Genomic DNA, 13142 nt, shown 5'->3' with positions numbered 1-13142 from the left:
TAACGGACTTAGAAATTGGAGTGAAATTTATCCTCAACTTTGTATATTTTTCAGCGAAATTATGGAAAAATATACAAGATAATTAAATGGGCTGGAGGTGGTTTACACAGTTTATTTTACAGGCTCCACTGCAAGGAAGACCTAGCGAATACGAAGCATTTAAATGGATTTAAGAAGTTCCTCTTTTTGCTCTTTACGTATCTCTCTCTTTCTCTTTTGAACCGCTCTATTAAGTCTATTTTCTAGGGCAGTTTGACGCGCTTTATCCTGCTCTCTTAATCGCTTTATTTTTTGTTCTTCACGCATCTTTTTCGATAAGCGTTTACGTTGCATTGCATCATGCTTACGTTTAAGTGCTTCATCTTGGTCTAAATAGGATTGAATCACACCACTAGCATTTATATCATTTGCATGTGAAAAGTAATAATCAAGAATCCTCTTTTTATTTGCTTTTGTATCTATAAGTCCACTATTAATAATTTTGCTAAAGAGAAGAGAGTCTCCATTTTCCATAGAAGTTTCTAATGATGTCTGTGCCATTCTTGTATAGTAATCGTTATCTTTAGATAACTGACGTAGAGTCTGCAAATATTTTTTTCTCACTTTAGGTGCACTATTTTCATCTAAAGAAAATCCCAATTGTTTCGCTGTATTCACCTTTAATAAATAGCTGTTTATCTCATCTTTATAGAGATAATAATCACCAATAGTTGTCAATTTTTTAATGTTTTGCACATTGTCATATATTTTATTTCCCAAAGTTGCGTAAGCCTTAGGATTAGCCGAAAAAAGAAGTGTCGTGAAAGTAAAAAGTAAAATAAATAATTTAAACATTATAAGCCTATTGAATTTTTGACATTATAACAAAATATTTTGATTTTTCTTAGAAGAGAAGGATTAAGCACTCAAAAGAGTGCTTAAAAAAGAGGTTAATACTAACCGTTACGTTTTTTCTGAATCTCTTCAGATACATTTCTTGGAACTTCTTCATAATGATCAAATTCCATAGCGTATGTAGCACGTCCTTGAGTAGCAGAACGCAGGTCAGTTGAGTAACCAAACATTTCAGATAATGGAACAAATGCATCTACAATTTTATTTCCAGCTCTATCACCCATGTTATTAACTTGACCACGACGACGGTTAAGGTCACCGATTACATCACCCATAAAGTCTTCAGGAACTTCAACTTCAACTTTCATCATTGGTTCAAGTATAGCAGGAGATGCTTTTTTACAAGCAGCTTTGAAACCCATTGATGCAGCAAGTTTAAATGCCATCTCATTTGAATCCACATCATGGTAAGAACCATCATATAATGTAACATCAACATCTTCCATTGGATAGCCTGCAAGAACACCATTTGACATAGCTTCTTCACAACCTTTTTCAACTGCTGGAATATATTCTCTTGGTACAGATCCACCTTTAATGTCATTATGGAAAACAAATCCAGTATCTGGCTCACCTGGTTTCACTTTTAAGAATACATGACCATATTGACCACGACCACCAGATTGTTTTGCATATTTATATTCTTGATCAACTGCATCTTTAATTGATTCTCTGTAAGAAACTTGTGGCGCACCAACTTCAGCTTCAACTTTAAACTCACGCTTCATACGATCTACAAGAATTTCAAGGTGTAACTCACCCATACCAGAAATAATAGTTTGACCAGTCTCTTCATCAGTATGTACTCTAAATGATGGATCTTCAGCCGCTAGTTTACTAAGTGCAATACCCATTTTTTCTTGGTCAGCTTTTGTTTTTGGCTCAACCGCAACAGAGATAACTGGCTCTGGAAAATCCATTCTTTCAAGTACAACTTTAGGCTCACCATTACATAATGTATCACCTGTAGTTGTTGATTTAAGACCAACAACTGCACCGATTTCACCAGCATAAATTTCTTTCACTTCTTCACGCTTAATAGCATGCATTTTCACAATACGACCAACTCTTTCTCTTTTATCTTTTGTAGAGTTGTGAACAAATGAGCCTGCTTCTAATGAACCACGGTAAACACGAATAAAAGTTAAAACACCAACAAATGGGTCAGTCATAATTTTAAATGCAAGTGCAGCAAAATTACCTTCATCACTAGACTCAACTTCAACTTCTACCTCTTCATCATCCATTAAAGTACCCATAATTGCAGGTGCTTCAACTGGTGAAGGTAAATAATCTACAACAGCATCAAGTAGTGTTTGCACACCTTTGTTTTTAAACGCAGTACCTGGAGTCATTGGAACAATTGCCATACCAATAGTTGCAGATTTAATTGCTGCTTTAATCTCTTCTTGTGAAATTTCTTCACCATCTAAGAATTTTTCAGCAAAATCATCATTTCCATCTACTTCAGAAAGTGTTTCAAGCATTTTTTCTCTATACTCATCAGCAATTTCTTGAAGCTCAGGACGAATATCTTGTACATGATAGTTAGAACCCATTGCAGCATCTTCATCCCATACAATCTCTTTCATTTGTACTAAATCAACTACACCTTCAAATTTCTCTTCAGCACCAATTGGTAGTTGAAAAGGCATTGGATTACCTTTTAGTCTATCTTTGATTTGACGCTCAACTTCATAAAAATCTGCACCAGTTCTATCCATTTTGTTTACAAAAACAATTGATGGAACTTTATAACGGTTTCTTTGTCTCCAAACTGTTTCTGATTGTGGTTGTACCCCACCAACAGCACAAAAGACTGAAACTGCACCATCAAGTACACGCATAGAACGCTCAACTTCAATAGTAAAGTCAACGTGGCCCGGAGTATCAATAATATTAATTTGCTTCCCTTGCCACTCACAAGTTGTTGCAGCAGAAGTAATTGTAATACCGCGCTCTTGTTCTTGTTCCATCCAGTCCATAGTAGCAGCACCATCATGAACCTCACCAATTTTATGTTCAACACCAGTATAGAATAAAATTCTCTCTGTAGTTGTAGTTTTTCCTGCATCAATATGTGCAGCAATACCAATATTTCTTACGTCTTCTAATTTATGTGATCTAGCCATATTTTCAATGCCCTTTTATGTAGTTATAGAGTTGAACCTCTTTTTTAAAAAGATATAATATTCTTAAAAAAGAGGTCTTTCTTGATTGAGAACCAGCCAGTTACGGCTAGTATAACTCAAATTTATTACTGTTAGATTACCAACGATAGTGAGCAAATGCTTTATTTGCTTCAGCCATTTTGTAAGTATCTTCTTTCTTCTTGAATGCTGAACCTTTATCAGATGCTGCATCCATGAACTCATTAGCCAATCTCTCAGCCATAGTTCTTTCATTTCTCTTACGAGCTGCATCTACTAACCATCTGATAGCTAGTGATTGCTGACGTACTGGGCGTACTTCTACTGGAACTTGATAAGTAGCACCACCAACACGGCGACTTTTTACCTCAATAATAGGCTTAACATTCTCAATAGCTTCATTAAAAGTTTCTATACCTGATTTTTCACCACGAGAGCTAATGATATCCATTGCACTGTAGATAATTTTTTCAGCTGTAGATTTTTTACCATCTAACATGATTTTATTTATAAATTTCGTTAAAATTTTGCTTCCATAAATTGGATCTGGCATTATTTCACGAACGGGAGCTTTTCTTCTTCTCATTTAGAATTTCCTTCTCTTCAATTTGTATTCTTCAAATTTACTCAAAATTAACCACTAAAGATTAATCCTGTAGCTATTGAATTATAATAGGCTTTTCGCTTAACTATTTCAAAACGAAACTAGTTTCGTAGGCTTTCTGCCGAAGAAAACCAAGCGTTAGCGTAGTAAAACGGGCTTTTGCTCGTTTTGCGTACTAATAAATGTTTAGGTTCCTAAAAAATAGGGACTATTTTTTAGGCTTTTTAGTTCCATATTTAGAACGAGCAACCATACGGTTAGCAACACCAGCAGTATCGAGTGCACCACGGATAATATGGTACTTAACACCAGGTAAATCTTTTACACGACCACCACGTACAAGTACGATAGAGTGTTCTTGAAGGTTATGACCCTCACCACCGATATATGAAATAACTTCAAAACCAGAAGTTAATCTAACTTTTGCAACTTTTCTTAAAGCCGAGTTAGGTTTTTTAGGTGTAGTTGTGTAAACACGAGTACAAACACCACGACGTTGTGGACAAGCATTTAAAGCAGCAGATTTTGATTTCTTAACTACTCTTTTACGCTCTTTACGAATCAATTGATTGATTGTAGGCATACAATTCCTTTTACTTAATTTTTCCAGTAGAATTTAACTCTCATCAAAAGAGAGTTATAGACACGGAATAATACAGAAATTGTATTTAAAGTTAGCTTATTTTAAGAATTTATTAATAATGTAGAATTTTTTGAGTAAAAAATGTAGTACAGCTAAAATAGCTGTACTGTTAAGAAAGGGAGAACCTTAGTTCTCTTCATAATCAAAGATAACATCTTTATCTTTATATATACCTGTTCCAACAGGAATAGTACGACCGATAATAACATTCTCTTTTAAGTTTTCAAGTGTATCAACTTTAGCAGAAACAGCAGCTTCAGTTAATACTTTTGTAGTATCTTGGAAAGATGCAGCTGAGATAATACTATCTGCAGAAACTGCTGCGCGTGTAATACCAACCAAGAATGGTTCAGCAATCGCAGGACGACCACCCAATCTAATAATTTTTTCATTCTCTTGTGCAAATTTAACTTTAGAAATTAAATCACCTTCAATGAATTTCGTATCACCAGATTTTACGATTTTTATCTGGCGTAACATCTGAGTAAAAATAACCTCAATATGTTTATCAGATATATTAACCCCTTGAGAACGGTAAACTTGTTGCACTTCAGATACAAGATAATTATAAAGTGCTTTAACACCCATAATTCTAAGAAGTTCATGTGATGATAAAATACCCGTAGTAAGTCTCTCACCAGAATGCACAAAGTCACCTGCGGCAACAACTGGCTCATGTGATTTGTCAACGAAATACTCTTTAACAATACCATTTTCAGAGTTACTAACTACGATTCTTACTTTACCACGAAGCATTTTACCAAAACTAACTGTACCATCAATTTCAGAAATCAATGCAGTTGCTTTTGGACGACGACCCTCAAATAGTTCAGATACACGTGGAAGACCACCTGTAATATCTGATGATTTTTGTAAGGCTTTTGGAATTTTTGCTAAAATATCTGCAATTTTCACATCAGCACCATCTGCAACATATACAGATGATTTTGGCTCAATTGCATAACGAAGCAGTTCCCCATCTTCGGTTGCTAAAACAATTGTTGGCTTATATTCACTTGCTATATGATCATTAATCATAAGACGTGTTTTACCAGTAAGTTCATCAAATTGTTCACTAGCAGTTACACCAACAATAATATCTTCAAATGTAACTACACCGTTTGATTCAGAAATAATTGGATTTGAGTATGGATCCCACTCAGCAATTACAACTGATTCATCAGATGATGGCTTAGCAATTACAGCATCTCTTTGCACTTTTTCATCATCATTAGCTACAATAACTGAACCACGCGCAATATAATGACGCACTGCTTCACGATTATTTGCATCGACAACTGTTGCAAAAAGACCTTTTTCAACTACTTCATATCCAGCTTTTATGCCTTCAAATCTCTCTAAATAGTCACCTTTAAGTAAGAAATACTTCACAGTACCCTCTTCTTTTGCAAGAAGTTTTTTCGTAACAGGAGCACCATTTTCTACAAGTAATTCTGATGCATAAGGGATACGACTTGGTACATTCCAAGCATCTTTAATAGTCTCAACAATAGAGTCTAACGCTTCAACTTTTTCACCATTTGCATGTGGGAAGTAGTATTTACCTTCAATCTGTCCACTTACACCAGCAAGTTCGTTTGGTTTTGCTACTTCAAGTTTACGAAGTGAATATCTCACAGTCTCATTACTATCAGATGTAACACTAATGATTACTTCATCATGAATAGTTTGAATTTCAATTGTACCAGCAAACGGAGCTTTTAATTTTGGCTCAACAAGTAATACAGCTGCATTTCTTCTATTTGCAACTATATTTTTACCCTCTTTGTTTTTATATGTTTTAAGATTATAATAACGAATAAAACCTTCTTTTTCCGCTATTACTTGTCTCTCCTGTGCAGTTGCACTCGCAGTTCCACCAACATGGAAAGTACGAAGAGTAAGCTGTGTACCTGGTTCACCAATCGATTGTGCAGCGACAATACCAACTGCTTCACCAGTTCTAACAATATGTCCTGTTGCAAGATTCACACCATAACAAAGTGCACAAATACCATTTTCACTTTTACAAGTTGTCGGTGTTCTAATAACAGCTGTTTTAATTCCAGCCTCTGCAATTACTTTAGCACTTACTTCATCAAGAAGCGTACCTTCAGCATAAAGTATCTCATTTGAAATTGGATCAATTACATCGTCTGCAAGTACACGACCGTTTAATCTGTCTTCTAAAGATTCAATAAGAGTATTTTGATCAGAAATATCAGAAATTTCAATACCTTCATGCGTATGACAATCATGCTCAACAATTTTCACATTTTGTGCAACATCCACAAGTTTACGAGTAAGGTACCCAGCATTTGCAGTTTTTAGTGCTGTATCGGCAAGACCTTTACGCGCACCATGCGTTGAAATAAAGTACTCAATAATATTAAGACCCTCTTTAAAGTTTGAGGTAATTGGAGTTTCAATAATGTCACCATTTGGTTTTGCCATAAGCCCACGCATACCAGCAAGTTGACGAATTTGTGCAGCAGAACCACGAGCCCCTGAATCAGCCATCATATAGATAGAGTTAAAGCCATCTTTATCACTTTCAACAAGCTGCATCATTTCTGATGCAAGTGTATTATTTGTATCTGTCCAAACATCAATGATTTTATTGTAGCGTTCTTGTTCAGTTAGAAGACCTGCTTCATACTGTTTTTGAATCTCAATAACTCTCGCTTTACTATCTGCAATTTTTGCAGCTTTCATATCTGGAACACGAATATCATCAGCAGAAATAGAAACACCCGCTTCAGTTGCGTGTTTATATCCTAAATCTTTCAAGCGATCCAAGAATGATGCTGTAATACCAATACCACCAACTTTTTGAACATAATCAACCATAGCATTAATTGCTTTTTTCTTCATGATTTTATTCCATAATTCAATAGGAACAAATTCTGGTAAAATAGCTTTAATAAGCATACGCCCTGCAGTTGTATGAATAATACGACCATCAACGCGCGTTCTTACTTTTGCATGAATATCAAGCGCTTTATGCTCTAATGCAATACGAATTTCATCAACATTTGCAAAAAGTTTATTACTTCCTAGTACACCATTTTTCTCTAAAGAGATATAGTAAAGACCAAGAACCATATCTTGTGAAGGTGTAGCTATTGCTTTACCAGATGCTGGAAGCAAAATATTCATAGATGCAAGCATTAATACTTTTGCTTCAGCAATTGCTTCAGACGAAAGTGGTACATGCACAGCCATTTGATCCCCATCGAAATCGGCATTAAACGCAGCACATGCTAATGGATGCAACTGAATCGCTTTACCATCAATTAGTTTTGGATGGAAAGCTTGAATAGAGAGTTTATGAAGTGTTGGTGCACGGTTAAGCATAATAGGATAACCATCAACAATCTCATCAAGACACTCCCAAACCTCATTTGTCTGTGCATCAATCATCTTCTTAGCAGCTTTAACAGTTGTAGCATACCCTTTATCTTCAAGTTTAGCAATCAAATGTGGCTTAAAGAGCTCAAGAGCCATTTTTTTAGGAAGTCCACACTCATCCATTCTTAAAGATGGTCCAACAACAATTACAGAACGCCCAGAAAAGTCAACACGCTTACCAAGTAAATTTTGACGGAAACGTCCTTGCTTTCCTTTAATAACTTCACTTAAAGATTTTAAAGGGCGTTTATTTGCACCTTTAACTGCGTTTGCACGACGACCATTGTCAAAAAGAGCATCAACTGATTCTTGAAGCATACGTTTTTCATTGCGAACAATAATTTCTGGTGCTTCAAGTTCTACAAGTCTTTTTAAACGCTGGTTACGGTTAATAACACGGCGATATAAATCATTTACATCAGAAACAGCAAATTTACCACCATCAAGTGATACAAGTGGGCGTAAATCTGGTGGAAGAACTGGCAACACAGTAAGCATCATCCAAGCAGGATTATTACCACTATTTAAAAATGATTCAATAACTTTTAGGCGTTTGTTAATTGTTTTTTTCTTTGCCTCAGATTTTGTCTCACCTATTTGCTCTTTTAAGTTTGTAAAAAGATCAACAAGATCAATAGAGTCTAATAAATCACGAATAACTTCACCACCCATACGAGCTTTAAAGCCAAGTTCACCAAATCTTTGTACAAGTGTACGGTACTGTTCTTCATTTAGTACATCATATTGTAAAACTGGAGTTTTCGCTTCAGCATCATAATATGCCTCTCCACCACTCTCAACAATATACGCTTCATAATAAAGTACACGCTCAAGATCTTTCATCTTAATACCAAGAAGTGTACCAATACGAGATGGCAGTGAGCTAACATACCAGATATGTGCTACAGGAGTTACAAGTTCAATGTGTCCCATACGAGTACGGCGCACTTTTGTAGATGTAACTTCAACACCACATTTTTCACAGACAACACCCTTATAACGCATCTTTTTGTATTTACCACAAAGACACTCATAATCTCTTACAGGTCCAAAAATTTTCGCACAAAATAGTCCATCACGCTCAGGTTTAAGTGTACGGTAGTTAATAGTCTCAGGTTTTTTTACTTCACCATGAGACCATGACATTACTTTTTCAGGAGATGCAAGGCGAAATTGCAACTCTTTAATATCTGTCGGTCTACTCTCTTCTGTTACTTCTACTGGTACTAATTTACTCATCGTCTTCCACCTCGTCCATAATCTCTACATCAAGAGCAAGTGCTTGTAGCTCTTTTGTTAATACAAATAGTGTTTCAGGAATACCTGAAGCTGGTACTAATTCACCTTTTGTAAGTGCTTTGTATGCACGTACACGCCCATCAACATCATCAGATTTAATTGTCAACATCTCTTTAAGAACTGCTGATGCACCATAAGCTTCAAGAGCCCAGACTTCCATCTCACCAAATCTTTGACCACCAAAGAGTGCTTTACCACCAACTGGTTGTTGTGTAACAAGAGAGTAAGGCCCAGTTGAACGTGCATGAATTTTCTCATCAACAAGGTGATGTAGTTTTAATATATACATATATCCTACATTAACTCGCTCTTTCATCTTCTCACCAGTTTTACCATCATAAAGTACAACTTTACCATCAGCGTCCATTTTAGCAAGTTCATAAAGTTTTTCAAATTCACCTGCATTTACACCCTCAAAAATTGGAGTTGCAAAACGTACTCCACCTTTTGCCCAGTCTCTTGCATATTTTAAGAACTCATCATCGCTCATAGCACCAAGTGTTTCAGATGCATGCATAAGCCCTGCAACATCGGCAATTTGAATCATTTTCGCACGCATATTTTCTATAAAGTCAACCTGTTTTTTATCAAACTCTTCTTGGATTTGGTTTCCAAGTTCACGACCTGCCATACCAAGGTGCATCTCTAAGATTTGCCCAATATTCATACGAGAAGGTACCCCAAGTGGATTTAGACATACATCAACTGAACGTCCATCCTCCATATATGGCATATCAACTTCAGGGACAATAATAGAAACAATACCTTTATTTCCGTGACGCCCTGCCATTTTATCACCAACTTTTAGTTGACGTTTGGTAGCAATGTAAATTTTTACATATTTTACAACACCATTTGGAAGCACATCATCTTTTTCAAGAATTGTTAATTTCTCTTCATGCTCATCTCTAAAAACTCTTTTTTGTTTTTGGAAATGGTTTTTAGTCTTATTATATTCATCTTGAATCTCTTGAGAAAATGATTTTACAATTGCATTCATAGCAAAACGATTTACCTCTGCTAGATCATCGCCATTAATCATATCTCCAGCTTTATACTCAATACCAGCTATAGTAATATCACTTTTTAAAGATTCACGAGTAAGAAGTTTTGTTACACGTAACATCTCCTCTTTATCAATCATGATAAGTCTATCATAATGTTCTCTCTCTAAATAGTCACGCTCTTCTTTTTCTAGTTCTAAAGCACGTGGATCTTTGTCATACCCTTTTTTAGTAAAAACTTTAATATCAACTACAACACCTTCCATAGATGGTGCACAGTAAAGTGATTTGTTAATTACATGACCAGCTTTTTCTCCAAAAATTGCACGTAAAAGACGCTCTTCTGGAGTAGGTTTAACTTCACCTTTTGGAGAAACTTTACCAACTAAAATCATACCACCTTTAACATGAGTACCAATTTTAACAATTCCAGACTCATCTAGGTGTGCAAGCTCTTCATCACGAACATTTGGAATATCACGAGTGATCTCTTCTACACCATGTTTAAGTTCACGAGCTTCAACCTCTTTTTCATAAATGTGTACAGAAGTAAATGCATCTTGACGAATAAGACGCTGAGAAATAACAATTGCATCCTCAAAGTTGTATCCATTCCATGGCATAAACGCAACCATAGCATTTACACCAAGAGCCAATTCACCCTGATCCATATTTGGGCCATCAGCAATAATTTGTCCTTTTGCAACTTTTTGTCCAACTTGAACAATAGGTTTTTGCGTAAATGACGTATTTTGATTGGTTCTTAGATTTTTTTGTAAAGGATAGTAATCTATAAATATTTCACCATCTTCTTCACCCATCACATATATATGCTTAGCATCAACTTTTTCAATTTTTCCCGCACGTTTTGCTTTTACACATTCCCAAGCATCACGAGCAACAAGTTTCTCAACACCAGTTCCAACCATTGGCGCTTTAACACGCAATAATGGTACTGCTTGACGTTGCATATTTGATCCCATAAGTGCACGGTTGGCATCATCATGTTCAAGGAATGGAATAAGTGATGCAGCAACACCAATAACCATTTGAGATGATAGGTCAGCATATTCACAATCTTTAGGATCACGAAGTAAAATTTCACCATCTTGTCTTACTGCAATAAGAGCATCAATAAACTGTCCGTTATCATCCAGTTTATTTGAGGCAGCAGCAATCATTTTACCCTCTTCTTGCGTAGCAGTTAAATAAACTACTTCATGAGTTACTTGACCATCTTTCATAACCTTATATGGTGCTTCAATAAATCCATGCTCATTTACTTTTGAATACATTGCAAGCGTATTGATAAGACCAATATTTTGACCCTCTGGAGTCTCAACAGGACAGATACGACCATAGTGAGTAGGATGAACATCACGTACTTCAAATCCAGCTCTCTCTTTTACAAGTCCACCTTCTCCAAGTGCTGAAAGACGACGTTTATGTGTAATTTCTGAAAGTGGATTTGTTTGATCCATAAATTGTGAAAGTTGTCCACCTGAGAAAAATTCCATAATTGTACTTGTAATCATTTTAGAATTAATCAAATCATGTGGCATAAGTTCATTCATTGGTCCACTTAAAGAAGAAAGTTTATCACGAATGGCTTTTTGCATTTTTACAAGACCATTATGTAACTCATTTCCTAAAAGCTCACCGATAGAACGGATTCTTCTATTACCTAAGTGATCTCTATCATCTAAATGACCCAAACCATTTCTAACTTTAATAACATATTTTACAGATTGAATAATATCTTCATGTGTTAAAACAGTAATATATTCAGGAATGTTCATTCCAAGTTTATGATTCATTTTCATACGACCAACTTGTGTTAAGTCATATCTTTCAGGATCAAAGAAAAGTTGATTTACAAATATTTTTGCTGCCTCTTTTGTTACAGGTTCACCAGGACGCATAACTTTGTATATACGAATAGCAGCAAGATCATTTTCATCTTCAATATCTTCAGTTTGTTTTAAAAGTTTTAGTGAATCTGCATCAGCATTAAATGCATTAATTACAGAACTATCCACACCATCAGCTAAATCATTAGCAATTTTAAATTCACTAACACCAATTTCTGCCATTTTTTTCAATTTAGTCTCATCAATATGAGTCATTGTGTCAAAAAGGACTTCACCAGTTTCAGGGTCGATAATAGGCTCTGCCAAATATCTTTCAAGAAGTACTTCTAAAGGATACTGAACTTCTTTAAGTCCATCATCAATAAATTTTTGTGCTTTTTTACTTGAAAGTCTTTTAGCTGCATTAACAAGGACTTTTCCATTTAAATCGACTAAATCATATGATAAACGTGCGCTATAGTCTTTTGGATTAAAATCCATCGCAAATTGGTTATCACCAATTTTGATTGTTTGGATAGGATAAAAAAGTTTTAAAATATCTTGCTTAGAATAACCTAAAGCACGGAACATTATAGTTACAGGTACTTTACGGCGTTTATTGATTCTCATATAAAGAATATCTTTAGGATCATATTCAAAATATAACCATGAACCACGATCTGGAATAATTTGTCCAGTATAAATTAGTTTATTACCAGCTGTAGTTGATTCTTCTTCTTTGAAAATTACACCAGGTGAACGGTGAAGTTGGTTTACAACAACTCTTTCAACACCATTGATGATGAAAGAAGTTCTCTCAGTCATAAGTGGAATATCACGAACAAATATACTCTGTTCTTTGATATCTTTTACACCTAATTTTTCTTTTGTATTTTCATCTCTGTCCCATAGAACAAGACGAGTTTTCATTCTAAGGCTTACTGCATAAGTAAGTCCTCTCTCCATACATTCACGAACAGTGTATTTAGGGTTAGTGACTTCACTACCAATATATTCAATAGTAAGTCTGTTTTGTACATCATGAATAGGAAATGCTGATTGAAAAACTTTTTCAATACCACTAGCAGTTCTATCTTTTGCATCTAACATCAAAAATGTATTATATGAGTTTTGTTGGAGTTGGAGTAAATTTGGTACTTCAATTTCTTGAGGAGTTTTAGAGAAGTCTACACGAAGACGGTTTCCGGAATATAAAGTGTTTAACATAGGCTACCTCGATAAGTTGTTAATTAAGGCTAAACTTGAGTATTTAGCAGATCGTATCTA

6 protein-coding genes are annotated in these 13142 nt (G+C 35.3%); all 6 read right to left on the bottom strand.

What is annotated here, in order from left to right; genetic code table 11:
- Window positions 1-159: 159 nt before the first annotated feature.
- The 6 genes from MV589_RS01345 to rpoB all read right to left on the bottom strand — a co-directional run bounded on the left by MV589_RS01345 (window position 160) and on the right by rpoB (window position 13082).
- Window positions 160-834, bottom strand: a complete 675-nt coding sequence (locus MV589_RS01345; protein WP_297431311.1) for a hypothetical protein — start codon at window positions 832-834, stop codon at window positions 160-162.
- A 101-nt stretch (window positions 835-935) separates the two neighbouring features.
- Window positions 936-3026: an elongation factor G gene (fusA, locus tag MV589_RS01340; RefSeq protein ID WP_297431310.1), complete on the bottom strand. Its 2091-nt coding sequence runs from the start codon at window positions 3024-3026 to the stop codon at window positions 936-938.
- A gap of 136 nt (window positions 3027-3162) precedes the next feature.
- Window positions 3163-3630: a 30S ribosomal protein S7 gene (gene rpsG, locus MV589_RS01335; protein ID WP_297431309.1), complete on the bottom strand. Its 468-nt coding sequence runs from the start codon at window positions 3628-3630 to the stop codon at window positions 3163-3165.
- 226 nt (window positions 3631-3856) lie between these two features.
- Window positions 3857-4231 (bottom strand): 30S ribosomal protein S12, encoded by a 375-nt coding sequence (rpsL, locus tag MV589_RS01330; protein WP_297431308.1) that lies wholly within the window; start codon window positions 4229-4231, stop codon window positions 3857-3859.
- A gap of 186 nt (window positions 4232-4417) precedes the next feature.
- Window positions 4418-8941, bottom strand: a complete 4524-nt coding sequence (gene rpoC, locus MV589_RS01325) for a DNA-directed RNA polymerase subunit beta' (RefSeq protein WP_297431307.1) — start codon at window positions 8939-8941, stop codon at window positions 4418-4420.
- Window positions 8934-13082, bottom strand: coding sequence for a DNA-directed RNA polymerase subunit beta (gene rpoB, locus MV589_RS01320; protein WP_297431306.1), 4149 nt, complete (start codon window positions 13080-13082; stop codon window positions 8934-8936). The genes rpoC and rpoB overlap by 8 nt, the downstream gene beginning before the upstream one ends.
- Window positions 13083-13142: the final 60 nt, after the last annotated feature.

This window comes from Sulfurimonas sp., from assembly GCF_026991475.1.
Taxonomy (GTDB): Bacteria; Campylobacterota; Campylobacteria; order Campylobacterales; family Sulfurimonadaceae; genus Sulfurimonas.
Note: the sequence above shows the minus strand (reverse complement) of the source record. Positions and strands in the feature narration are given on the sequence as shown.